The sequence below is a fragment of the Streptococcus sp. GMD3S genome (genome assembly GCF_000298695.2).
Taxonomy (GTDB): Bacteria; Bacillota; Bacilli; order Lactobacillales; family Streptococcaceae; genus Streptococcus.
In genome coordinates this window covers 41,713-67,486 of record NZ_AJRC02000001.1, presented here as the reverse complement: position 1 = coordinate 67,486, position 25,774 = coordinate 41,713, and the positions used below count along the sequence as shown (strand labels likewise).

The 25,774-nt window shown below is 41.3% G+C and carries 22 protein-coding genes; 1 reads left to right on the top strand and 21 read right to left on the bottom strand.

Annotated features, from left to right (window positions below):
* Position 1: 1 nt before the first annotated feature.
* From GMD3S_RS0200330 to mecA, 5 genes are all read right to left on the bottom strand, one after another.
* On the bottom strand, positions 2–1,726 hold the full coding sequence (locus GMD3S_RS0200330) for an ABC transporter ATP-binding protein (RefSeq protein WP_000681737.1): 1,725 nt from the start codon (positions 1,724–1,726) through the stop codon (positions 2–4).
* A gap of 59 nt (positions 1,727–1,785) precedes the next feature.
* Entirely contained in the window at positions 1,786–2,724 is a 939-nt protein-coding gene (gene msrB / locus GMD3S_RS0200325; protein ID WP_000818181.1) for a peptide-methionine (R)-S-oxide reductase MsrB, read from the bottom strand.
* A 213-nt stretch (positions 2,725–2,937) separates the two neighbouring features.
* Positions 2,938–3,807, bottom strand: a complete 870-nt coding sequence (thrB, locus tag GMD3S_RS0200315) for a homoserine kinase (RefSeq protein WP_000692417.1) — start codon at positions 3,805–3,807, stop codon at positions 2,938–2,940.
* A gap of 1 nt (position 3,808) precedes the next feature.
* Complete coding sequence (locus tag GMD3S_RS0200310) at positions 3,809–5,095, bottom strand: homoserine dehydrogenase (protein WP_000216364.1); 1,287 nt, start codon at positions 5,093–5,095, stop codon at positions 3,809–3,811.
* 147 nt (positions 5,096–5,242) lie between these two features.
* Positions 5,243–5,983: an adaptor protein MecA gene (gene mecA, locus GMD3S_RS0200305; protein WP_000782696.1), complete on the bottom strand. Its 741-nt coding sequence runs from the start codon at positions 5,981–5,983 to the stop codon at positions 5,243–5,245.
* 122 nt (positions 5,984–6,105) lie between these two features.
* On the opposite strand from mecA, the gene GMD3S_RS0200300 reads away from it, so the two are divergent.
* Positions 6,106–7,584 (top strand): oligosaccharide flippase family protein, encoded by a 1,479-nt coding sequence (locus tag GMD3S_RS0200300; RefSeq protein ID WP_000789708.1) that lies wholly within the window; start codon positions 6,106–6,108, stop codon positions 7,582–7,584.
* A 45-nt stretch (positions 7,585–7,629) separates the two neighbouring features.
* Here GMD3S_RS0200300 and GMD3S_RS0200295 read toward each other — a convergent pair whose 3' ends face one another.
* From GMD3S_RS0200295 to GMD3S_RS0200220, 16 genes are all read right to left on the bottom strand, one after another.
* Complete coding sequence (locus tag GMD3S_RS0200295) at positions 7,630–10,158, bottom strand: MBL fold metallo-hydrolase (RefSeq protein WP_000792511.1); 2,529 nt, start codon at positions 10,156–10,158, stop codon at positions 7,630–7,632.
* 43 nt (positions 10,159–10,201) lie between these two features.
* Positions 10,202–11,014 (bottom strand): LicD family protein, encoded by an 813-nt coding sequence (locus tag GMD3S_RS0200290; RefSeq protein WP_000004177.1) that lies wholly within the window; start codon positions 11,012–11,014, stop codon positions 10,202–10,204.
* 57 nt (positions 11,015–11,071) lie between these two features.
* Positions 11,072–13,231 (bottom strand): LicD family protein, encoded by a 2,160-nt coding sequence (locus GMD3S_RS0200285; RefSeq protein WP_001011682.1) that lies wholly within the window; start codon positions 13,229–13,231, stop codon positions 11,072–11,074.
* Positions 13,232–13,252: 21 nt separating this feature from the next.
* On the bottom strand, positions 13,253–14,221 hold the full coding sequence (locus GMD3S_RS0200280) for a glycosyltransferase family 2 protein (protein WP_000971797.1): 969 nt from the start codon (positions 14,219–14,221) through the stop codon (positions 13,253–13,255).
* On the bottom strand, positions 14,218–15,054 hold the full coding sequence (locus tag GMD3S_RS0200275) for a LicD family protein (RefSeq protein WP_001281444.1): 837 nt from the start codon (positions 15,052–15,054) through the stop codon (positions 14,218–14,220). The genes GMD3S_RS0200280 and GMD3S_RS0200275 overlap by 4 nt, the downstream gene beginning before the upstream one ends.
* Positions 15,055–15,197: 143 nt before the next feature.
* Positions 15,198–16,493, bottom strand: coding sequence for an LCP family protein (locus tag GMD3S_RS0200270; protein WP_000032319.1), 1,296 nt, complete (start codon positions 16,491–16,493; stop codon positions 15,198–15,200).
* Positions 16,490–17,338, bottom strand: coding sequence for a prephenate dehydratase (gene pheA, locus GMD3S_RS0200265; protein ID WP_000686426.1), 849 nt, complete (start codon positions 17,336–17,338; stop codon positions 16,490–16,492). The genes GMD3S_RS0200270 and pheA overlap by 4 nt, the downstream gene beginning before the upstream one ends.
* Positions 17,335–17,811, bottom strand: a complete 477-nt coding sequence (locus GMD3S_RS0200260; protein WP_001151353.1) for a shikimate kinase — start codon at positions 17,809–17,811, stop codon at positions 17,335–17,337. The genes pheA and GMD3S_RS0200260 overlap by 4 nt, the downstream gene beginning before the upstream one ends.
* Positions 17,804–19,087, bottom strand: coding sequence for a 3-phosphoshikimate 1-carboxyvinyltransferase (aroA, locus tag GMD3S_RS0200255; RefSeq protein ID WP_000769904.1), 1,284 nt, complete (start codon positions 19,085–19,087; stop codon positions 17,804–17,806). Before aroA ends, GMD3S_RS0200260 begins: the two co-directional genes overlap by 8 nt.
* Before the next feature lie 90 nt (positions 19,088–19,177).
* A complete protein-coding gene (locus GMD3S_RS0200250; protein ID WP_000065973.1) occupies positions 19,178–19,516 on the bottom strand; it encodes a YlbF/YmcA family competence regulator in 339 nt (112 codons plus the stop codon).
* A gap of 10 nt (positions 19,517–19,526) precedes the next feature.
* A complete protein-coding gene (locus GMD3S_RS0200245; RefSeq protein WP_001140471.1) occupies positions 19,527–20,630 on the bottom strand; it encodes a prephenate dehydrogenase in 1,104 nt (367 codons plus the stop codon).
* A 9-nt stretch (positions 20,631–20,639) separates the two neighbouring features.
* Complete coding sequence (gene aroC, locus GMD3S_RS0200240) at positions 20,640–21,806, bottom strand: chorismate synthase (protein ID WP_001269879.1); 1,167 nt, start codon at positions 21,804–21,806, stop codon at positions 20,640–20,642.
* 9 nt (positions 21,807–21,815) lie between these two features.
* A complete protein-coding gene (gene aroB, locus GMD3S_RS0200235) occupies positions 21,816–22,883 on the bottom strand; it encodes a 3-dehydroquinate synthase (RefSeq protein WP_000702153.1) in 1,068 nt (355 codons plus the stop codon).
* Between the two features lie 18 nt (positions 22,884–22,901).
* Positions 22,902–23,756: a shikimate dehydrogenase gene (locus GMD3S_RS0200230; RefSeq protein ID WP_000762465.1), complete on the bottom strand. Its 855-nt coding sequence runs from the start codon at positions 23,754–23,756 to the stop codon at positions 22,902–22,904.
* Positions 23,746–24,423: a type I 3-dehydroquinate dehydratase gene (gene aroD, locus GMD3S_RS0200225; RefSeq protein ID WP_000767785.1), complete on the bottom strand. Its 678-nt coding sequence runs from the start codon at positions 24,421–24,423 to the stop codon at positions 23,746–23,748. Before aroD ends, GMD3S_RS0200230 begins: the two co-directional genes overlap by 11 nt.
* Positions 24,420–25,583: a class I SAM-dependent rRNA methyltransferase gene (locus GMD3S_RS0200220; protein ID WP_001079993.1), complete on the bottom strand. Its 1,164-nt coding sequence runs from the start codon at positions 25,581–25,583 to the stop codon at positions 24,420–24,422. Before GMD3S_RS0200220 ends, aroD begins: the two co-directional genes overlap by 4 nt.
* Positions 25,584–25,774 lie beyond the last annotated feature (191 nt).

Below are 25,774 nucleotides of genomic sequence, written 5' to 3'. Positions count from 1 at the left end.
GCTAGTCCTCCTTTCCATGTTGGGATGCATTGATTTCGCGATAGACTTGGCTAGTCTTCATCAAGTCATCGTGCTTGCCAACAGCTAGTAACTCACCTTTTTCCAAGAGGAGAATCTGGTCAGCCATACGAAGTGTCGAAGTCCGTTGAGAAATCAAGATTAAACTCGTGTTTGGCAAATTCTCTCGGATAGCTTTCAAGAGATTGGACTCGGTAATGGTGTCGAGGGCCGAGGTCGCATCATCTAAGATGAGAAATGGAGCTTGGCGCAAGACTGCACGTGCGATAGACAGCCTTTGTTTTTGTCCACCTGAGAAATTTCGACCTCCAGCCTCAACCAGGGCATCCAAGAGTCCTTCCTTTTCACTGACAAAATCCTTAGCTTGCGCAATCTCCAAGGCCTGCCAGAGTTCTTGGTCAGATACTTCTTGATTGAAACCCAGAGTCAAGTTGGAACGAATAGTTCCCTTAAAAAGTTCGACTTTTTGAGGCACATAGGCAATCCAAGACCGCCATTGCTCAAGATTACGAGGACTACGTCCATTTCGATAAAGGTCAATACTTCCCTTGTCTGCCGGATAAAGACCAAGTAAGACTTGCACCAAGCTTGATTTACCTGAACCAGTTCCCCCGATTATACCAAGGATCTGCCCTTGATTCATATCAAAGGAAATGTTTCTCAGAGAAGGCTGGGCCGCATCAGGATAGGTAAAGGTTAATTCTTTGACTTGCAAAATCCGATCACCGGTAGCTTGCTTTTGTTCTAACTCTGAATGGATATCCTCTGGAGCTTCGGTAAAAACTTCCTCAATTCGCTTGGCTGAGATATAGGACTGATTGAGAGAATTGATCAGCATAGCTAGCTTAACCAATTCCACCAAAATTTGCAAGAGGTAGTTGATAAGGGCAATAAGAGCACCTTGACTGAGTAAACCTCCTTGAATTGAAATATAGCCCTGCCCGATGATGACGAGAAGGGTTCCATTGACAATCAGATAAGTCAGAGGTGTTAACAAACTAGACCAGAAACCCGTCTTTTCTTGCAATCTAGCATAAACTTGGTTAAGGGTTTGAAAAATCTGTAATTCTCGTTTTTCTTGCCCAAAGGCACGAATAACTCGCATGCCTTGTAATTGCTGACGCGTTTCCTGAACCAGTTGGTCCGTTTTCTTTCTGAGACTACTGTAGAGAGGATTGACCAGTCGAGAGAGACCGACAATGACGATTGTCAAAAAACCAACCATGACCAAAAACCAAAAAGTCAGCTCAGCTGAGATGCGATAGGCCATAAAGATAGCCCCAAAAACAATAATAGGCGCTCGCAAAAAGAGGCGCAGGAATTGATTGATCCCAGTCTGTATCTGGTAGGTATCAGAAGTCAAGCGGGTCACCAAGCTAGAAGTTGTCAAACGGTCTCTGCTGTCCTTAGGCAAAGAAAGAATATGACGATAGAGGTCGTTTGTCAATTCCTTGGCAAAACCTACCGCTGCCTTTGCTGAATAAAATTGAGCAATCAAGGCTACTAAAACGCCAATCACTGCAAAGATAAGGAGCAGGCCAATCTGCATCCATAGATGCCCTTGATCTCTCTGAGGCAAGGATTGGTCAACAATCCCAGCAATCACCATGGGAACCAAGAGCTCAAAAACAGCTTCTAGCAGCTTGAACAGTGGAGCCAAAATTGATTCTTTGATATAGGATTTGAAGTAAGATAGTAAGTGTTTCATAAATCCCTTCTATTCATATTCTAGAAATGAAGAAAGTGGGAAGCCCCACCCTCTCAGTTTTATTTGTTTAAGCAAGGTAATAGATAGCCATATCCTGCTTTTTCCATCTCATCCTTGGCTACAAAGCGCAAGGAGGCAGAATTAATACAGTAACGCAGGCCACCTAACTCCTGAGGTCCATCTGTGAAAACATGACCCAAGTGAGCATTGCCTGAGCGAGAACGAACCTCGATTCGCTCCATTCCATGGCTCAGGTCCTTGTAATAGTGAATCAACTCCTTAGAAATCGGACGACTAAAACTTGGCCAACCACAACCTGAGGCAAACTTATCCTTAGCAAAAAAGAGTGGCTCCCCTGTCGTGATGTCTACATAAATCCCCTCTTCAAAAGTTTGGTCATAAGCATTACTAAATGGAGCCTCTGTAGCAGCTTCTTGCGTAACACGATAAGACTCTTCAGTTAAGCTTTCCTTTAACACCTCTTGACTAGGCTTTTCATAGTTAGAGGCGTCAATCAATGGCTTATCAGCATCCGTCACATCGATATGACAATAACCTGAAGGATTTTTCTTGAGATAGTCTTGGTGGTAGTCTTCAGCCAAAATGTAGTGACGAAGTTTCTCCACTTCTACTGCAATCTTTCGACCCAGCATACGCTCCTGCTCCTGCACCACTGTGTAGATAGCTGGCAAGTCTGCTTCATCCTGATAATAGATTCCCGTTCGATATTGGCGACCACGGTCATTTCCTTGCTGGTTGATAGATAAAGGGTCAATGACACGGAAATAATAAAGTAAAATCTCTCTGAGTGACACAGCCTTCTCATCATAAATCACTTGAACAGTCTCTGCATGGTCTGTTTCCTTGAGCAACTGGTAATTGGTCGTTTCGACTTGGCCATTAGCGTAGCCGACACTGGTTGCTAGCACTCCTGAAATTCGTGAAAAATACTCCTCTAGGCCCCAAAAACAACCACCTGCTAGATAAATTTCTGCCATCTTTATTTCTCCTTTATCAAGTTTTTAACTAATACTCTTCAAAATCTCTTCAAACCACGTCAGCTTACATCTGCAACCTCAAAACCATGTTTTGAGCAACCTGCGGCTAGCTTCCTAGTTTGCTCTTTGATTTTCATTGAGTATAAACTTCTTTTCAAAAAAAGGATAGGAAGCCCTCAGGTCGAGAGTTTCCCCATCCTATCCTCTATTTCTTTACTTTGTTTGGACACGGACACCTTGGGTATCAACTTTCAAATCATGCAGTTTGCCTTTGAAAGGTTGCTTTTGCAATTCTGCCTTAATAGCTGGCATCTTGTCATGAGAAGCCAAGACCATAACTGTCGGTCCGGCACCAGAGAGATAGGTCGCATAGGCTCCATTCTCTTTAGCTACTTGCTTAATCGTAGCAAATTCACGGACCAGACTTTGACGATAGCGCTCGTGGAAGAGGTCCCCCTCGATTGCTTGACCAGCTGTCACCATATCTCCTGCTAACAAGGCTGCAACGGCCACATTGGCGATAGAACTAGCTGCAACAGCTTCCTTGTAGGACAATTTCTTAGGAAGGACACCGCGGCTGTCTCGAGTGCGCAATTCATAGTTGGGAATATAAGCTAGAAAATCACACTCTGGGAAGGCAGCCACAATCGCTGAAACATTTCCTTCAACAGAACTTGCAATAACGAGATTGCCGTAAATTGCTGGAGCTACATTGTCAGGATGTCCTTCAATCTTGGTAGCCAACTGCAATTTGTCGTGGTTAGATAAGTTGAGATTGCCCAGTTGGTTAGCCAGTTCAATTCCAGCAACGATAACCGAGCTAGAAGAACCCAAACCACGCGCCAAGGGAACATCACTGGTCATTTTCAAGCGTCTCGGTTGCAAGTCAGGCGCAATTTGCAAGGCAATCTTGAGCAAGAGATTACGCTCATCATGTGGAATCCATTTGCCGATCTGGTGTTCAATCAGCCACTCATCCCGTTCTTCGCAGACCTCAATTTGAAGATACTTGGTTACAGCTACACCGACCGAATCAAAACCTGGCCCGATATTGGCACTGGTTGCAGGTACAATAATCTTCATCCTATTCTCCTAACACCTTGAAGGTATTCAAGAGGTCAAATTCTGAAGCTTTGGCCAACTCAGCTGAAACATTCTCAAGCTGCGCTTTATTAATCTTATGAGTGATAATCACTACACGCGCCTTGTCACCCTCTTTGCCATCTTGGAGGATTTGCTTGAAGGAAATATCTTGAGCGTTGAAAATCTCAGCCAATTTCAAGACCTGACCTTTTGAGTCTGGAGCCAAGATTGAGAAGTAGTAATTAGCTTTAACATCCTCAGGATTAGCCAAGACTAGGTCACGGCTATATTCGTTGAAGTCTTTACCAATAGTACCATCATTCAAGCGACGAACGATACGGACAATATCTGCTACAACACTTGTCGCAGTTGGTTTTTGACCCGCACCTGGTCCGTAGTACATAGATTCACCAATACCGATAGATTCTACAAAAACAGCGTTCATTACCCCATTCACACTGGCAAGTGGATGTGCTTTAGGAAGGAAGGTTGGAGTCACTTCTGCAGCAATACCTGAAGGAGTTTCCTCGATAGAACCAACCAATTTCACTACATAGCCAAGGTCTTGGGCTACAGCTACGTCTTCTGGTGTGATGTTACGGATTCCCTTGTGGGCTACATCGTCAAAGGCAACCTTCATACCAAAAGCAAACTGGCTCAAAATCACCATCTTGTAGGCTGCGTCAATCCCATCCACGTCATTTGTAGGGTCGCTTTCTGCAAAACCAAGTCTTTGTGCTTCAGCCAGAGCATCATCGTAAGACCAGCCTTCTTCGACCATCTTGGTCATCATGAAGTTGGAAGTTCCGTTAACGACACCAAGAACGCGCGTAATTTTGTCAGAAGCTAATGAATTTGCCAAAGTACGAAGAATTGGAATCCCACCAGCAACTGCTGCTTCGTAGTAAAGTGCTACCTTATGCTCTTTAGCGATTTCTAGCAATTCTGCACCATGGACAGCCAAAAGGTCCTTGTTAGCAGTAACAACGTGTTTCCCAGCTTCTAAGGCACGAGTGATAAAGGTCTTAGCTGGTTCGATACGCCCCATCAATTCCACTACAATAGTAATGTCCTTGTCTGATAAAATATCATCTACATTGGTCACAAAGTTAAAGTCATTTCCTGCTGCAAGCAAGCGGTTCTTTTCATCTTCATCCTTGACCAATACCTTGGCTACTTCAATCTCTGAATGAGCTGACTGAACGATTTTTTCTCCATTTTCCTTTAGTAGGAATGGCACACCACTTGCAACGGTACCAAATCCGAGTAAAGCAATTTTAACTGTCATGTTTGTCTCCTAGAAATTTTCTGATATAGCCATTATAACAGAATTTTGTGAAAATTCCTATTATAGTAAATCACTATTTCGATCTAGAAAAGAAAAAACGAATCCCATGATTCGTCTTTCTTGATAAATGAAAATTGATTTTAAAAATTATGAACGAATCTTTTGCAGACCGAGAACTGCGTCATGGTTAATCAATATTTGCCCATACTCTTGCAAAACGGAACGACTGATGTCACTGTCGTCTGCAAATTCACGCATACGAGCCAAGAGCCAGGCCGGATATGGACTAGGATGATTTTCTACATCGACTAAGATTGTCAAATAGTAGTGCCCATTCATCTTATAGAGCTCAGAGGTTTCCATCTGGTAGTTAACCGTCTTTGCAAAAGCAACTAAGTCAGCAAGGCTTGCAAAGCGCAGGATATAGTAGATATAAGGTTCTTTCTTACTCTCAGTCTCCTTGTCTGCCTGCTCTTGCTCTTCTGCCTTTGCTTCGACCTGCTCTAGAGATTGGATGGCCTCAATATCGTCCTTGGTCTTATCTGCAATGCTCTTTTCCAAGGTTTTGAGAAATTCATCTGGCGACATTTGGGCTAATTCTTCCATGTCTGGTAGATCCGCCAAATCTTCAAAATCCAGATTTTGGTCAATCTTGGATTTGGTCACAAAGACGTCGACCTTGTCTGGTTTTGGCGTTACACGAAAACTCAGCATGCCACTATCCAAGAAATTGTCTGGCATCTCTAACTCATCTAGAATAGCATAGAAAAACTCTTCAGTTTTTTCCTGAGGAACGAGAAAGTCTGCAATCTCCATTCCTCGGTCCATCAAATCATCTAAAGTCATTGTGATTTTCAGTGTTGTATCACTAATTTGTTTCATCTTCATATCTAGTAACCTCATACTTTCAGTCTATCTATTATACTAGATTTTTACGATTTTATCAAAAGAATGAAGCGAGAATGTGATATAATACTAGATATGATTTTAGATTTAAGAAAGAAAGTTCAATGAAAAATATAAAAGTAAATGCCTTGGCCAGCTTGCTGGTCAATATTCTCAATATCGTTTTTCCACTGATAACCAATCCTTATCTGACGCGGATTCTCAGCAAATCCAACTACGGTTATTTCAATACAGCTAATACCTGGGCAAGTTTCGTTATTCCACTAGCTGCCTTTGGAATATACAACTACGGGATTCGAGCTATTAGTAAGGTCAAGGATGACAAGAATAAAATCAACTACGTCTTTTCTAAGTTGTTTTATATCTCGGTTTTCACCTCTCTCCTGACGACAGGTATCTACTTCCTCATTATCTTCTTTGACACCAGCATTGAGAATCTGAAAGTCCTGTACTACATCCTAGGGGCCCAAGCACTCTTCCAATTTCTCAATATCGAATGGATGAACGAGGCTTATGAAAACTATGCCTTCATCCTCTATAAAACATTAATTATTCGAATTACCATGCTGGTCGCTATCTTCGCCTTTGTTAAAACGGCAGATGATATCGTTCCTTATGCTATCGTTATGACAGCGACCACTATCCTCAACTACCTGCTCAGTTTTCTTTGGATTAAGAGAGAAGTTTCTTTTGTTAAGATTGGTTTCGTCGAATTAGCTAAAGCTTCTAAACCACTCTTTACTATGCTTCTCCTAGCAAACGCTAATATGCTTTATACCTTGCTAGATAGAATGTTTATCACCAAGGGACCGGATGAGAACTATATTTCCTACTATACAATTGCCTATAGTATCGTCATGTTGATTGCCAGTGTCTTGAGTGGAGCTATCAACGTCAGTATTCCACGCCTTGGCTACTATCTCGGTAAAAAGGATTACAAGTCCTATAATTATCTCGTGAATCAAGCGGCATCCTTATTCTATTTCCTTATGGTTCCAACTAGTATCGGGATCATGATATTGGGACGGTACGCAACTGTTATTTATTCTTCTGAAAAATATCTTGAAGCGGGTATCGTAACTAGCGTCTTCGCTTTTCGTACCATCATTTGGGCTATAGAGTTGATTCTTGGTAAACAGATTATCTTTATCAACGACCATGAAAATCGCTTAACTGCCTTCTACTTCCTTGGTGGTGGGGCTAATATACTATTAAATAGCATCTTGTATTTCAATAATATTTTTGCACCTGAGTATTACATCGCTACGACCATTATCGCAGAAACTATCGTTGTTTTACTTGAAATTCATTTTATCAAGAAACACCAACTGATTAGTTTAAAAGAAATTTTTATAACCTTAACACGTTATAGCATTATATCCCTTGGTTTTATCCCAATCTTCTATATTTTCAAGATGATTTTCCAAATCAATTCCTACACAGTAAACTTCAATATGATTCTCATGGTTCTTTCTACCGTAGCAACTTGTGGTATCTATTACCTCTTGACCCTCTTTATCACCAAAGACAAAACACTCCACTATGCACTGAACCTTGTACTTGCAAAATTAAAACGAAATTAAAAAATCCCCTACTGATAAATTAGTTGCCAGTAGGGGATTTCTTCTTTATTCGTTTTCTTTCTTTTCAGAAGCGTTGGCTTCTAGATTTGAATCTTGTTTAGGTTGTTCAACAATAGAGGAATTAGCTTCTTGTTTCTGTTCTGGCTTGACTGCATCGCTATTTACAGCAGCAACAGCCTGTTTCCAGATTCCTTCTTCGTTTACTTTGTAACCATCAGGTGTTGTTGCGTTCTTCAACAAAGAACCATTAGCTTGGAAATAGTACCAATTACCATCAAGCTGTTTCCAACCCGTTTGCATAGCTCCTGATTCATCAAAGTAATAATGATCACCATTTACTTTATGAAGGCCAACCAACATGATGCCATCTTCAGGATTTAGATAATACCAGACGCCTTTGTCTTTTATCCAACCAGTTTTCATGGCTCCATTTGATTCAAAGTAACGGTAATGATTATCAAACCATTTCCAGCCTGTTTGCATGGCACCAGATTTGCTAAAGTAATATTGCTTACCATCTACTTGATGGAGGCCGACTAACATAACGCCTTCCTTACCTTCAAGATAATACCAGGCATCACCATCTTTCAACCAACCAGTTTGGAGTGCGCCAGACGTAGCGTAATAATGCCAAGAATCATTTGACCACTGCCATCCAACTTGCATAGTACCTGCAGAGCTGAAGAAATAGTTCTTACCGTCAATCTCTTTAGATCCTACAGCCATAATACCAGTTTCTGGATCCAAATAATACCATGATTCTTTATCTTTCAACCAACCAGTTTTCATAGCACCTGAGTTCGTATAGAAGTACCAGCTATTGTCTTGCCACTTCCAGCCAGTCTGCATGGCACCACTAGCATTCAAATAGTAACGAACACCATTTATATCTTGTCTGCCAGTTAACATGATGCCATCTTTATCCAGATAATACCATGTTTCCTGATCCTTGACCCAGCCGGTTTTCATAGCTCCAGAACTTGCAAAATAGTTCCAGTGACCATCAACAAATGCCCAGCCAGTTTGCATGATACCTTCTTGATTAAAGTAGTATGTGCTTCCATTGATATTCTTTTTACCGATGGTCTTTAGCCCATCCTCATCATAGAAATACCAATTTGAATCAATCTTTTGCCATGTTGAAGGCTTACCTGCTGTTTGGAGTGCACCACTTTCGCTAAAGAACATCTTCTTGCCATTATAAACTTGGTGTCCTGTTAGCATCTTCCCATCTGCCGCAAAGAGATACTTTTTCCCTCCAATTTCAGAGAGCTCGCTAAATCGTCTAGCACCATTTGATTGGATATAATACCAAGAGTCATCTAGTTTGAACCAACCACCAGTTTGCATTTTACCATTTTGGTTCAGATAGTAATCATTCCCTTTGGCATTTTCTCCCCAGTCGTCGTTAAGGTGAAGCCAGCGACCTGCTTGCATTTGTCCTTTTCCATTAAAGAAATAAGTGGCTCCGCCAATCTCTCTCCAGCCGATAGCCATTTCTCCGTCAGTCAAACGATATTTCCAATAACCATCTTCTTGATACCATTTTTCGTCAACTACAGGGATATTAGGGAAGGTATTTGAAACATTTGCAAATCCTTTATCGCTAATATCAAAAACGGTAGCGTCTTGAGTTTGGCTAGCAGCATGAAGAACCTGAATATTTTTCTTCTGAAGGTATTCTCTGGTTGAAGCAACATTAATATCTCCACCAGTTGTCTGAATAATCATTTTTGGTGATAAGTTTTCAAGGAAATTAATCGTATTTGAAATTGTCGCATCATAATGGTGGTTCCATTTCATCATATCAACCTTGCCGATAACTGGACCTAACTTATCTTCTGCTCCCTCGGCATTATCCAAATCTCCACCAAGATAGATTCTCTTTCCTGCCACAGTCACTACTGAAACAATGGAGTTGGAGTTATCATCTCGAACTTTTTTCAGATTCCCGTCAGCATCATATTCATTCTTATAGTTGTAGAGTTGAATATCCATATCACCTAATTTTAGGTGGCTATCCTCATCTGAAATATTCTGGATAAGAGTAACTCCTCGTTTTTGAGCTGCTCTCAAAGCATTATCATAATTGAAAAGATTATCCCATAGTCCCCAGTTTGCTGTGATCCGATCATCTGAATATTTTTTCAAATAAAACTTACCGACCTGATATCGATTGAGTATTTCGTCTGCTCCACCAATATGGTCACTATGAACATGAGTTCCTATAATAAAATCTAATTTTTTTACACCTATTTGATCCAAGTGGCGAATCAATCGATCCTCCAATACTTGATAATTTCTCATGGAAATTCCCCAGCGGCTTGGATAGCGTGGGTCACTCCCATCAGGGAAGTCATAGTCTTCACCCATATCAATCAAAGCATAGTGACCATTGCTTTCCAGAAGGATGGCGTCACTCCCAGATTTTGCTTTAGTATTTATGAAATGGATACGATTGCCCGAACCTGCTGAAATGGTATCTGCATTTACTCCTTGCGATAACTGAATCAGTAATAGAAAGACTGCGAGAACACTATAGCTGACTGATTTTAATAACCATTTATTTTTCACCTTGAAAACTCCTTTATCTTAACAATAAGCAACTTTTACTAATCTAATCAATCCAGTAGTTTTTATCCCCTCCTGGGACTTGTTGCTCAATAGGCGGTGGAGTCATATAGTTTTCTCCAAATTCGTAGACAAGTATTTCATGGTATTTTCTCGGAACCTTGACCACGATGTTTTCATAAGGCATATCAATCAAATCATAGAGCCATTCTTTTTTTATACCATTTGGATAATAAGGGTCATAGATAGTACAAGTAAGATCTGTTGCTTGATCTACACTATACTTCAAAGCAAGGCTCTCTAATTTTTGATTCCATAGCTGTGGGGAAGTTAAGCGGAAAATAGCTGATCCCATATAACGAGGGAGGTTTTTAAGTCCACCATTCTCAGACTTGATCCCTTTAAAATTCAAAGAAGAAAGGCGAATGAAATATTTGTAGAGCTTCATTTTCTTACGGTCACTTTCCTGTGTTACGACACCATCATATGGAAAAATGTCAACGCAAGTTCCCAATACGACCGTTGGGTCTACGAGGTTAGCATCTCGACGAGTCCTTACATCATAGACTCTCATATAACTGTATGGATATCCCTTTGTTTCTCTGAATGAAATCAATTTGTAGTAGGGATGATTTTCATTTTGTAAAACCTTATACAGTTTTTCAAATTCATCACGCGCCAAGGAAATATCTGTATCATCATCCCAAGGGATAAATCCTTTATGGCGTACAGCTCCTAGTAAGGTTCCAAAATCAATAAAGTATTTGATTTGATGTTGTTCACAAAGATCATGTAGATACTTTAAAATATCCAATTCTACTTGCTTGATTTCTTCAAGAGTTAAAGTTCTTTCAGACATAGGTTCTATTCTCCTAAATTTGACTATTTTTTTAAACGTTTCTTAATCCCAATCTCGTCATTTAGACCTTTTAACAATCTTCCATAATTTAAAATCATGATGAGATACTCTTTGTTCAACTGGTGGCAACTGCATATAGTCTCCGTAGTCTGAGGTCAAAATTTCATGATAGTTTTTCGGAATGGTAAATTCCTTACCTTCAAATATTCCAGTAGTAACTTGTTCCAGCCATTCACGTCTCCACACTGGTTTGTTCATATCCTTGTAGATAAGATAATCCACCTGCTCATAATCTGAGACTTTACGGGATTTTGCAAGCTCTTCAATCTGGGCAACGTATTTGTTTGTATTGGTGAAATAGAAAATAATAACTGACACATAACGTAGCAGTGAATTCAGTACACTTTTTGTATTGGTAATGCCTTTGAAGGTGTAGCAACTCAATTGACGTTTCTTTATCAGTTTCGTCATCTTGTTTTTAAATTGTACGTCATCCTCGTAGCCATCTACAGGGAAAATATCTACATAGATTCCCATATTCGAATCGATGCGAACATCTTCTTCTAGCAAGTAAGTATGGTTATCCTGCACTTTCATGAAGGGATAGACATAGTTGAGATTATTTTTATAAGACATAACTTCGTAACGTTCATCACGGTTAGCGATAAGGTAGTCTTGCAATTTTTCATAATCCTCTCGTAACATGCAGATATCCATGTCATCATCCCAAGGGATAAATCCTTGATGGCGAACAGCACCAATTAGACTTCCATATGCTAAGAAATACTTGACCCCAATTTTCTGACAAACTTCATGAATATACTCCATGATTCCAAGTTCCATCTCTTGAATTTCTTTAACATCTGTTACTTCTTGGTACCGAACTCCTTCATCTCGTTTGCAGACTACGAGTCCATAGCCAATCGCTAGCCAGAAGATGATATTAATAAAGTTGGTTGAATACATAATCTGACTTTCAAATAATTGACCAAACAAGATACCAAAGAAAAGAATCATGATCAATTTATCAGTATGTTTCTTGGAAACAATCAAATACGTTAAAAAGCGCTTGATGACATAAGCCAGTACAAGAAGGAAGGATACCAAACCTAGAACTCCCGAACTGACAAATATGGTCACAAAAATGTTATGGAAATTCCCACCAATAAGGGAGTTTTGAATCTCAAATTTACTGAAATATTCTGTGTAGTAATCTGGAACATTTCGTACACCATAACCAAAAATTGGTTTGGCACTTCCCATCTTGATGGCATTTTTCCAGATATAGGTTCTACCACTTGGTGTTGTTTCAATCAGATGGAGCTCACCGTTTTTCTTAGTAACAGACGAATCTGTTTCAGCATAGGATTGTCCTTTGTTTAAATCTAAGACAGTCGCAGTTTCAGATGAGATATAGATTGAAGTTACATAGCTTAATCCAATATTAGTTGCAGTAATCAGCAAACCAGCAACTATAAAAGTGAGGAATCGTTTAACGATACTTCCTCTAGTAGCAAAGAAACTATAGAGTCCAATCATGAGAAGTAAAGAAAGTAAGGCTCCTCGACTTTGCATCATAGCAAAGTAAACGAATTGAATCACATTGTTCAGTTTAAGATAAACAGAATATTTACTTCCTTTATGGATCAAATACATAGCCAAAATAATGCTAATGTATGAAAATATCGCACTAGCATTTGGATTGACAATCCCCCACAGACGGCCATTCATGACACCATAGTAATAAGATTGTTCGCCAATCTTAAATAGGATAAGGACTCTGCTTACCAATAAACCAAACGCAAAAATTGCTGAAGAAAAAGATACAATTTGAACCGTATAGGCAATCCAGTCAAATAATTTTTTAAGTTGCCCTGATTGTAACATGGTAAATAATAAAACATAAGTTACCATGAAGAGGATTTCAATCACATTTCCAATCAGATGTCCAGAGCGATTGAAAATAGCTGATAGCAGATGACTTCCAGCTAAGAGTCCAAATAAGGATAGAAATTTGCGATCTGCTGTGATTTCTTTCCACTTAAACAATAAGGTATAGCAAATATAAAGCACTACAATCGCTGACAATCCCTTGTAGAGGGGATTTGCTATCTTATAAACCAGTGAACTCATACTTAAAATCGAAATGAAAACAAATAGATACGCAATCCATAGTTTTGATTTTTCAAAGTATTCATCCATTTTTGAAAAATTCATTTTCAACTCCTTCTCATGATATTAGTTTTTTAATCCAACAATTTTCTTATATAGCCATGGAGAAATGACAAGTGAAAGGATCGCTACCTTGCGAAAAGTGGTGAAATAAGCATCTTTCCATATTTCGCGTCGATGCTGAACAATCCAAGTCCTCAGCTCGGCTTTCTCCTTTTGATACTCTTCACGTGAAGTAAAGATAATTTTATCGTAAACTGTGATGTACGACCAACATTCTCTGTTTATTAATTCGTATTTCAAATTAGGAAAGGCTTGTGAAACTTGAGCAATTATTTGCTGATAAACTTCTATTGTGTCAAATACATATCGATTAACAGATGTTGTTGCACTTCCCTCACGATGATCATAATAATAAACAGGTTTGTCAATAAAGACGCAACTACATCTTGTCTTTAGTAGCAATTCAGTTAAAAATAAGGCATCTTCAGCTAGGTGATATTTTGTATTAAACTTTTCATCCGCAAGCAGGTCTCTCTTAAACAGTTTTGCAACTGGAAAAAATGACGTTCTGGTAGTCATCAGTAGTTCCTTCATGGTTTCTTCTGTTGACCAGAGTTCTGTTTTTCCAGAATGTGAAGGTATATCAGTTACAATGCCGTTTTTGATATGGTGCAGAGGAGCAATTGCAAAGCCTACATTCACCCCTTCAACTGCACTTGCTAAAGTAGCTAGGTAATCCTGGGTAACGAAATCATCGCTATCAATAAAGGTAACCCAAGAACCCGTCGCTAGCTGAATTCCCATATTTCTAGCATTTGAAACACCAGAATTTTCGATATGATAAACCTTGATATTCTCATACTGAGATGCTAAGTGATCACAGATCTGTCCACTAGAATCAGTAGAACCATCGTTGATTAGGATTAACTCAAAATGGGCATAAGTCTGTTGAAGAATCGACTCCACACATCGCTCCAGATAGGCTTCTACATTGTAGACCGGAACGATAACGCTTATTTTTTCTCCCATCATGCTCCATATTCTCCCTTGTACTCTGTGTAGCTCTTGTCCATGTCTGCTATAATAGCATCATGATGCGGTACTTGCTTGTCTGCTGGTGGCGGTGTCATATAGTCCCCAAAAGCAGTGCTGAGATAGGCATCATAGCCGACTGGGATGGGCATCTCAGTTCCTTCAAATGGCAAGAAAAGATTGTCCTCAAAGGATGCGATTGGGTATTTGTTTCGCATGTAGCCGGGACCTGAGCATAATTCCGTAATTCCATCGCTCTCAGCCAGACCATACTTGGTCATTTCTTTTTCAGCTTTTTTCCAAATGCGATAACGTAGAGATTTTGGAGTCAGGCCGAGTAAGATGCGACTTCCCCATTTCATGACCGCACCATGCTTTTCTGGGATAGTTTGCGCACAAAAGAGTGAATAAATCAGGGCCCAACGAACCTGTTTCTTACGCTCAGCTGGATTTTTAGGATAATAATCCAATGGTAAAACGTCCAAGGCCAAACCGTGTGGCAAATCCAAATCCTTTTGATAAGGCTTGATACAAGTAGTTTCCTTGTCACGAATGGTAATAAAAAGGTTACGGTCTACAAAATCTTTGTTACTCTTTGACAAGAAATAACGCTCGTCTGCATAACGTGGCCACAGTTCTGCTAATTTTTCATAGTCCTTACGTGGCATGAAAAAGTCTAGATCATCATCCCAAGGAATGAAGCCCTTATTACGAAGGGCGCCAATGGCTCCTCCACCACAGAGATAGCACAACAAATCATGTTCTTTACAAAATGCGACGAAATATTCAGCCATTTCCAGACTACGAGCCTGAATCGCTTTCAAATCACTCATGTCTCTCCTCTTCTGTCCAATAACGAGTTATATCGTTTTATTATACCATAAAAAAGCCCTAAAAATCCATCAGATACTAAGAAAAATCAAAGCCTAAACCACTTTTTCACTTGTGATTCAAACTTTGATTTTTTTATAGTATTCTATCTCATTCCCATTTGGGCGAGTTTGGTCTGATATTTATTTTGATCAACTAGAAGTCCTTGTCCACCATAGATATCATAAGCGTCTACCCAGTCACCAAGTTCTGGGACGGTGAGTCTTTCAATGCCATTTTGAGCACCTTCTAGGACAGATAAGCCATTGGTCAACAAGAAGCTATATGGTAGATTTGTTGATGTCATGCCAAAGACTTTTCCAAGTGCCTCTGACCCCGTAAAGAGCTTGGTTGGATCTTTGATTTGCTCAAGAACAGCTGACATGACTTGTTGCTGACGTTTGGTACGGCCATAGTCTCCCTCATCATCATCACGGAAGCGAGCATAGTTCAGCAAGGTGGAGCCATTCATTTGCTGTTTTCCAACTTTGATAGTTTGAGTTGGGGACTCTGTCTCTGTTGCATGAAGGTCATCTCCGACTGTGGCTTCTGTCAGAGGTTGACCATTCAATGTTGAGAATTGAGCATCAATCGTTACTCCGTCAGGGAAGAGGGTATCAATAGCTGTTGCAAAGGCCTGGAAGTCAACTAGGGCATAGTACTTAATATCCAAATCAAAGTTGTCTTTTAGAACCTTGCGGACCTTTTCAGCACCTTTTTGTCCTTCTTGTTCCCCAAGTTCATAGGCAACATTTAGTTTGTTATCCGTCTGTTTCTGGCCATTTACAATCTTACTATACCCGTCGATATAAACTAAGTTGTCACGCATAAAGCTGACTAGCTTGATCTTCTTATCCGATCCGCTGACATTCAGTACCATGATTGTGTCAGTACGGGTTTCTGCACTATTTTGACCGATACGGCCATCTGTCCCCATGACTAAAATATTCACACCATCTTTGGTATCCTGACCGTTAAAGACCTCTACTTGAGCTGCCTTGGCGTCAGCTGGCTTATTTGTTGGATTGGCTGCTGACTGGAACCCTCGAAGAAACATAAAAATCATCCCTACAAGCACACAGGTAATCAACAGCAAGAACCAAGTCAGTATTCGTTTGAAGCGAATTCTTCTCTTTTTCTTTTTGACTTTAGGTTGAGGAGCTACCTTTTCACGTTTCTTAGACCGGCTTCTACTGCCATAAGTCGGAAGATCAATATCTCTACCCCAAGTTTCTTCTTTTTCTTCTTGGTGGAAATGGTGAACTTCAGACTTGGGACCTGCCATTTTCTGTTGCAGATAATCAAACTCCCTCCGTTCACGGTCGTTGAGGTAATGAATATTTTTGAAGAGATAGTCATAACGTAACTGCTCGTGATGACTTAAAGGATTTTCTTTGCTCATTGACTCTCCTTTTCTAAATCAGTTATGGTAAAAATCGGGTAGGTCCCCAGAATCTTATGCTGGATTCCAATAGCTTCTAGTTCTTGTCTTGCAAAATGAACCAGTTCTTTGTCACTATAGTCTACATCGATAATGAAAAAGTATTCTCCCAAGGCTGTTTTAAGGGGGCGACTTTCAATCTTTGTTAAGTCAATCCCTCTCCAAGCAAAGGTCGAAAGTGCCTTGTAAAGAGCACCAGGTAGGTTGTCTGGTAAGGTCAAGGCCAAACTCATTTTTTCAGCTTGTGAGTTCAAAGGAATCTTCGGTATCTCTGCCCCTAACACCCAAAAACGTGTGAAATTGGCTTCCATTTCCTGAATATCCTCTGCAATCAATTCCAAGCCATATTCTTCAGCTGAACTTTTAGGAGCAATAGCTGCATAAGGCTGATCTGGATGTTCTGAAATAAAGCGAGCTGCATAGGCGGTACTGGCGGTTACCTCGATTTGAGCCTCTGGATAGTGTTCATCGATGAATTTTTTTCCCTGAGCCAAAGCCTGAGGATGGGAAAAAATCTTCTCAATCTTAGTATGACCAGGAACTGCCATCAACTGCTGGTGAATGGGTTGAACGATTTCTGCCACTGCTTGGATGCGAGCCTGGTGAAAAAGGTAATCCAAACTTTCATGGACACTACCTTCAATGGAGTTTTCAACTGGTACCACAGAATAGTCCACCAAGCCCTGTTCATAGGCCTTGATAACATCTGTGATATTGGCAAAGGCATGCAATTCCTCTTTGGGAAAGGCTGTCTGCACAACATGATGCGAAAAAGATCCCTTGGGACCTAGATAGGCAATTTTCATCTCAGTTCCTCTATAATTTCCTCTGGGCTTAACTTGGTCACATCTAGAATCCGACTGGCTACTTCCTCATACCAAGCTTGTCTTTCATGGAAAATAGCTACCAGTTCTTCCTTGCTTTTGTTAAGAAAAAGTGGACGCTGATTGTCCTTATCAGCTGCGATACGTTGGTAGAGGGTTTCAAAATCTGCTTTTAGGTAGATGTTATCAGGATTGGTTTTGAGCAAGTCACGATTTCTCTGAGAAATGACAACTCCTCCGCCAGTTGACACAACTCGGTCCGTTTTTAGTAAGTCAGCTAGGACTTCTGACTCTACTTGACGAAAGGCCACTTCTCCTTTTTCAGCGAAGAAATCCGCAATGGACATGCCCAAATGTTCCTCGATTAAGGCATCCATATCGATATAGTCTGGGTCCAAGCCTCTAGCGATTGTCGACTTGCCTGCCCCCATAAATCCAAGTAATACCTTAGCCATGAGTCATGCTCTCCAAATCATCAAAGAAGCTAGGATAGCTAGTGTTGATGGCTTCAGCACGGTCAAGTTCCACTTCTCCATCCGCAACCAAGAGGGCTGCAATGGCTGTCATCATTCCAATTCGATGGTCACCAAACGTATTGACTCTAGCGCCATGAAGGGCTGATTTCCCTTTGATAATCATCCCATCTGCTGTGGGGGTGATGTCCGCTCCCATGCTATTTAAGGCATCAGCCACCACCTGAATGCGGTCAGTTTCCTTGACCTTGAGTTCCTCAGCATCCTTAATGACTGTTACACCTTGCGCTTGTGTCGCTAAAAGGGCAATAATAGGTAATTCATCAATCAAGCGTGGAATCAAAGCTCCACCAATCTCTGTTCCTTTCAGGTCTGAAGATTCGACAGTCAGGGTTGCTGATTTAGCGACTGGATCGATTTCAGTTATTTCTAATTTTCCTCCCATGGCGCGAATGACATCAATAATACCTGTACGCGTTTCATTGATGCCCACATTCTGCAGCACCACACGAGAGTTTGGAACAATCAAACCTGCGACTAGCCAAAAGGCTGCACTAGAGATATCTCCTGGGACAACTACCTTTTGTCCAGTCAGTTTTTGCGGCCCTTGAACTATGATTTTCTTGCCATCCACACTTAAATGGCCACCAAATTGCTGTAGCATATCTTCGGTGTGGTTACGAGTACATTCTTTCTCGATAATCACGGACTCCCCCTGAGCCTGCAAGGCTGCAAATATCAAGGCAGACTTAACTTGAGCAGAAGCGATTGGCAACTCATAGTGAATCGGTTTTAAATTTTTCGTCCCTTTTAGGCGAAGAGGGGGCAGATCTCGCTCAGTTTGCCCTGAGATGCTAACGCCCATTTTTTTCAATGGAATCGTCACACGATCCATAGGACGTTTAGAAAGACTATCATCTCCAAACATCTCTACTTCGAAGTCTGCACCAGCAAGTACACCTGAGATCAGGCGAATCGAAGTGCCAGAATTACCCATATCCAAGGCATTTTGCGGAGCTTTTAAGCCATCCATTCCAACACCTTGAATGGTAACAACCCCATATTTGTCCTCAATTTCAACACCAAGGTCACGAAAAACCTGCATGGTTGAAAGTACATCCTCTCCACGCAAAATATCATAAACCTTAGTCTCGCCCTCAGCCAAACTTCCAAAAATAATCGTACGGTGGCTGATAGACTTGTCACCTGGAACCCGGATACTGCCATGTAAGTGGCGAATGTTTGTTTTTAGTTTCATAGTTGACCTCATACTTGCAATACTTTTTCTTATTTTATCACAAAAAAGCCAGAAATTCCTGAAATTTCTGGCTTTTATACAGATAAAATACTATTTCAATAATTCTGAAACAGGTTCAAAGACAATTTTTTCAATGTCCGAAAGATAAATGGACAATTGTTGCTGTTTGGCAAAGAAATCTGACAAAAGAGCGTTCTCTTGGATTTGTTTGCTGAAAGACTGCATCTTTTCTTGGAAAGAGGCGTCTGGCATTTGTCCCGTTTGCGCCATGACTTGGATTTCTTGCTGGAAAGCGAGGTAGTCTGCAAAAATCTTGCTAGCTTGTTCATCAGCTTGGATAGCATCTTTGGCTGCCTTGACCGCCTTGTATTCTGGTAATTCGCGTAACCCGCGACTAAGTTCATTTGCACTATCGTAAATATTTGACATGATTTTCTCCTTATTTGATGACGACTGTGTAGTCCGTATTTTCTGTAATTAAGCGCTCAGCTCGTTCTAAATCTTGAGCATTTTTAAATGAAATTTGGAGAATCCCGTGAACATCCTCACGGTTTTCCTCGTTGATGTGGATATTAACCAAAGAAGTCCCACGAAGTAATTCCAAAATTCGCAAGATGACATCTTCTTCATCGGGAACATCGACATAGAGGTCGTAAGAGCTATCCACACCACCACGCTTATGTATTTCCATGGCCTGACGTTGCGCACGCGCTTGGTTGAAAAAGTTCCAGATTTGCTCTTCATCTCCCCTGCTGATGGCCTGACCAATCGCTTCCAAGCGTTCCTTGAAATCCGCAATTCGCTCTAGAATAGTCTCACGGTTAGACAAGAGAATAGAAGTCCACATACCTGGCTCGCTTTCCGCAATGCGAGTCATATCTCGAAATCCACCCGCCGCAAAGCGTCTTGCCATCTCATGTTCTTGAGCATAAACTGCTGTTTGTTCCATGAGACCTGATGCCAAGATATGGGGAAAATGGCTAATCTGTGAAGTTACTTGATCGTGCTCCTTGGCATCAATTTCAATGAAACGAGCATGGAGGCCTGAAAGTAGGTCCTTCATTTCTGAAAGGGTTTCTGGAGTGGTCAAGCTAGATGGAGTAAAGATATAGTAGGCATTTTCAAAGAGATTAACATCGGCAGAGGCAGCTCCTGTCTTGTGGCTACCAGCCATGGGATGAGCCCCGACAAAACGAATTGACTTGCCAGCCAAATATTCCTCCGCCACTTCCACAATGGCAGCCTTGGTTGAGCCCGCATCCGAGATAATGACGCCTTCTTTCAAGTTCAAACCTGCCAACTCCTGAATAAAAGCAATGGTCTGCTTGATTGGCAAGGTCAAGATGATGACATCTGCCAGAGGAGCAAAACTGGCAAAATCATCCGTCGCACGGTCAATCATCCCCCGCTCCAAGGCAATATCTCTAGAAGCCTGACTGCGATTATAACCTAGAATTTCATAATCAGGATGATCGCGTTTGATACCAAGCGCCATCGAGGCACCAATCAAACCGAGACCTGCGATATAGATGGTTTTTGCCATAGGAACTCCTTAATAGTTCTTTGTATACTCACGGTGTTTGGTTACCGCTTCTTTTAATTCCTCTAGGTTGTCCGATGAAAATTTTTCAAGGATTTCTTGCGCCAGAACCGTTGCTACAACAGCTTCCATGACTACCCCAGCTGCTGGCAGAGCGGTCGGATCACTTCTCTCCACGGTTGCCTTGTAAGGTTCGTGGGTTTCGATATCCACACTCATAAGTGGTTTGTAAAGAGTGGGAATGGGTTTCATAACTCCACGAACAACAATTGGTTGCCCATTGGTCATACCACCTTCAAAACCACCTAGATTATTGGTACGACGAGTATAGCCGTCTTCTTTAGACCAGAGAATTTCATCCATAACTTGGCTGCCTTTGCGGTAACCAGCTTCAAATCCAAGACCAAATTCCACCCCTTTAAAGGCATTGATAGAAACAACTGCTTGGGCCAATCGCGCATCTAATTTTCTGTCCCATTGAACATAGGATCCAAGGCCAACTGGAACACCTCCGACGACTGTCTCCACAACCCCACCAATGGTATCACCGTCACGCTTGATTTGGTCAATATAGTCCTTGATTTCCTGTTCCCGCTCTTGGTTGACAATAGAAACTTCAGACTGGGCAGCTCGTTCCTTAATCTCAGCGACTGTTAGATTTTCAGGTACATCGATTTCCTTACCACCAAAGACCACGACATGGTTGGCAATCTCCATATCTAGCTCAGCTAAGAGACGTTTGGCTACTGCCCCAACAGCCACTCGCATGGTGGTTTCACGGGCAGATGACCTCTCCAAGGAATTTCGCAAATCATCAAAACGGTACTTAATGCCCCCAACTAAATCGGCATGACCTGGGCGAGGATGGGTAATTTTTCTCTTGCTTTTAAGGCGGTCTTCAATGTCCTCAGCAGACATGATATCCAGCCATTTTTGGTGGTCCTTATTGATGACATCCATGGTAATAGGTGCCCCTGTCGTCTTCCCGTGACGAACGCCCGAAGTAAAGACAACCTGGTCACTCTCAATCTTCATACGGCCACCACGACCGTAGCCACCCTGACGGCGTTTAAGGTCTCCATTAATATCCTCTGCTGTCAAAGGAAGTCCAGCTGGAATTCCTTCAATAATAGCCGTCAAACGGGGGCCGTGTGATTCTCCTGCAGTTAAATATCTCATACGTTCTCCTTATTTTACCAAGTAGTCTTTCATCTCTTCCAGAGAAACTGGGTGAATGGTCGCTGAACCAAGCTCTGGAACTAAGACCAATTTCAAGGTGTTTCCACGCGCTTTTTTATCATGAGTCAAAGCTTGATAAAGTTTGTCAACATCCCAGTTTTCATAATCAACAGGCAAGCCAAATTTCTGGCACATCTCTGTAATGGACTGGGTTATTCCTTCTGGCATGAGGCCTTTCCCCTCAGCAACCTTGGAAATCTGAACCATGCCCATAGCCACAGCTTCTCCATGCATGACCTTGCCATAACCGGCAGTTGCTTCAATAGCATGACCAATAGTGTGCCCAAAATTGAGGTAAAGACGAACACCGTTATCCAACTCATCTTCGACCACCATCTTGCGCTTAACCTGACAAGAATGTTCAATCAAAGTCTCTGCATGTTCCAAAATGCTCTCTACAGAACCATCTAGCTCCATCAAGAGAGCCCATAGTTCTGGATCCTCAATCAAGCCGTACTTGATAACCTCGCCCATCCCCTCAATCAGCTCTCTTTTTCCAAGCGTTTCTAGGACAAGCGGGTCAATCAGAACCCCATCTGGTTGGGCAAAAGTTCCCACCATATTTTTAGCAAAAGGAGTATTGACACCCGTCTTTCCACCAATAGACGAATCAACCTGGGCTGTCAAACTAGTCGGAATCTGAACAAAGTGAATGCCCCGCATATAGGTAGAGGCTACAAAACCAGCCAGGTCTCCAACGACACCACCACCAAGAGCCACAATCCCATCGCTACGAGTCAAACCCTGCTTGACTAAAAATTCATAGACTTTCTGTACAGTGGTTAAATTCTTTCTTTCTTCGCCTTCTAAAAAGTCAAAAACAGCTACCTGAAAACCAGCATCTTCTAGGCTGAGTTTAACCTTCTCTGCATAGAGAGAAGCTACATGGTTATCTGTTACGATAACCACTTTTTGAGGTTGCCAGAGTTCTCGCAACCATTGACCTGCTTGCGATAGACAACCTTTTTCAATCTGAATATCATAGGGATGATGCGGAATATCGATTCTGATTTTCATAGTAGGGTCTCCTTTTCATTATTGGTATTTTTCTGTTAAGGACTGCCAAATCTCGTCTGTCGGCATTTCTTTACCTGTCCACAATTGAAAAGCTTCGGCGGCTTGATAGAGCAACATCCCCAGACCATTGACAGCTGGATTGCCCTGGCTTCTAGCCCATTTCAAAAATGGCGTCTCAAAGGGTTGGTAAATGATATCTGCAACCAAGAGAGTCTTTGGCAAATTGATGCTTTCTGGAACTGGGGACGACTGACCGTCCATTCCCACACTAGTCGCATTGACCAGTAAATCCGACTCAGCAATCCTTTCTTGCAAGACAGAAACATCTTCTAAAGCATATAAGTTCACTTTAAAACCTGTTTGCTCCTGCAACTTGTCTAGATAAGGTCTTGTTTTTTCCATAGAAGCTGAACGCACAAAGATAGAAATCTGACTGACGCCATCCAAAATAGCCTGTGCCAAGATTGATTTAGCCGCACCACCTGCCCCCAGAATGGTCATTTTCTTATCCGAGATTGTAAAAGAAGGCAAGCTCTTAAAAAATCCCTTGCCATCTGTATTATATCCAATTAACGTTCTGTCTTGATTAACAACTGTGTTGACTGCCCCAATCAAACGAACCTCATCACTCAACTCATCCAGATAAGGAATCACTTGCTCCTTGTATGGCATAGACAGGTTGATGCCAAACATCTGGTAACGGCGAATATTGGCGACTGTTTCTGCCAAATCACCCGCTTCAATCTCCCAAGCTACATAGGCACCATTAATAGCTGTCGCCTCAAAGGCCCTATTGTGGATAAAGGGTGAAATAGAGTGTTTGATGGGATTGGCAACAACTGCAGCTAAACGTGTATAGCCATCAAGCTTCATCCAAAATCTCCCTGATTTTTTTCATGTTTGATAGAGAAATCTGACCTGGGGCACTCGCTTCATCCAGACTAGCAAATGACCAACTCGAACCCGTCACATCTGAAGTAATGCGTGATACCTTGCCCATTTTTCCCATGGAAATGGTCACGTAGTCTTGCTCAGGATTGAGTGTTTTAAATCCTCGTGTGTAGTTCATCAAGTCTAAAACATCCTGCTCCGTATGGGCCATAACTGATACCTTGACCACTTTTGGAGAGAGACTGGTCAACTCAGACAGAATCTCCATCATGTTTTCTGGTGTTTCCTGGAAATTATGGTAACTCAAAACAAGATTTGGAAAATCCAACATTTCCTCAAAAACGTCCTTGTAGCTGAAGTACTCAAAATCCACATAGTCTGGTTGATAGAGTTGAGTGACTTCCTTGATGATTTGAACATACTCCTCAGAAGACAGTTCGATTTCTCCTCCCTCAGAGCGAGTCCGAAGGGTAAAGACCAGTTCGCGGCCTGCGAATTTCTCAAAGATTGCAGGTGCTACCTGTAAAATGGCTTCCTTGGCGAGGAAGTCTGCACGCCACTCGATGATATCGGCATCTTCATACCGTGTGGCATCCAGTTCTTGCACTTCTTCTAAACTTCTTGGCATTACTGAAACGATTAATTTCATTTACTAACCTTCATACTAATCACCTTGAGGTAATTACTGCTTTCATCTTTTTTATTATAGGCAAAGTCTGCTGGAAGACCATATTGGTTTAAAATTTGATATTTTCTTCCTGCAAAACCTTTATCAATTTGTTCTGTAAATTTCTGGCGGGAAACATTGGCAGCATTGGTACTGGCAATGATAATGCCTCCCGGATTTAAAATCTCTAGACTCTGGGAAATCAGCTTGTGATAGTCCTTAGCCACAGAAAATGTTTGTTTTTTATTGCGAGCAAAGCTCGGCGGATCCAGTACAATTACATCGTAGGTCAAGCTCTTTCGCTTGGCATACTTGAAGTAGTCAAAGACATCCATGACGATAAAACGATGGTTGTCTGTGCCGAGTCCATTTGCCTGAAAATGAGCTTCTGACAGCTCTCTCGACCGTTTTGCCAAGTCGACAGAAGTCGTTTCACTCGCGCCTCCCATAGCTGCAGCAACTGAAAAGGCAGCCGTATAGGAAAACATATTGAGTAAGGATTTGCCCATGGCTAGACCGTCTACCAGACTCCCACGAACATCGTGCTGATCCAGAAAAATACCTGTCATCAAGCCATCATTCATAAAAACCTGATAGAGTACACCATTTTCAAGAACAGTAAAGTAGTCTGGCGCTTTTTCACCATAGACATGAGCAGACTCGTAATCTAGACCTTTAAATCGAATCTTTTTATATACTCCCAAAATCTCAGGAAAGACTTCCTTAAAAGCCTTTACTATCAGCTCACGAATCTGGTAAACAAAGGAGTTGTACCAAGAAAAGACCACATAACCTCCGTAGAGATCAACAGTCAGACCACCAAAACCATCTCCCTCTTGGTTAAAAAGGCGAAAGGCAGTAGTCAAGTCATCTTGATAATAAGGCTTTCTAGCTTCCTTGGCCTTACGAAACAGAATTTCAAAAAAGGCTTGATTGAAAACAACCTTTTCCTTGCTGACCAACCAACCGATTCCCTTATTCTGCTGGGAAAGATAGGCGCTCCCTAAAAACTTTCCGTCTTGACTAAGAACTTCTACTTCCTGATCCGTCAGTTCAATATCTGTTAAATCGCTTGCTTCCAAAAGAACTAGACCCTTAGCTAGCTTTTTTTCAACACGTCTGCTGACCCTAATTCTATTCATAGCTACTATTATAGCAAATTTTGTGACAATTCTCAAAATAGAAAGCGTTTGTCCATTTTTACTTTAGTTTACTAAGTGTCATTTTTGTTAAAAAAAGTTTAGTCAATTCATTTTTTCTAATCCTTCTTTCCTAAACAATGAAAAATAATGGGAAATTTCAAAAAATAGACATTTCTAGAAATGAGTATAGA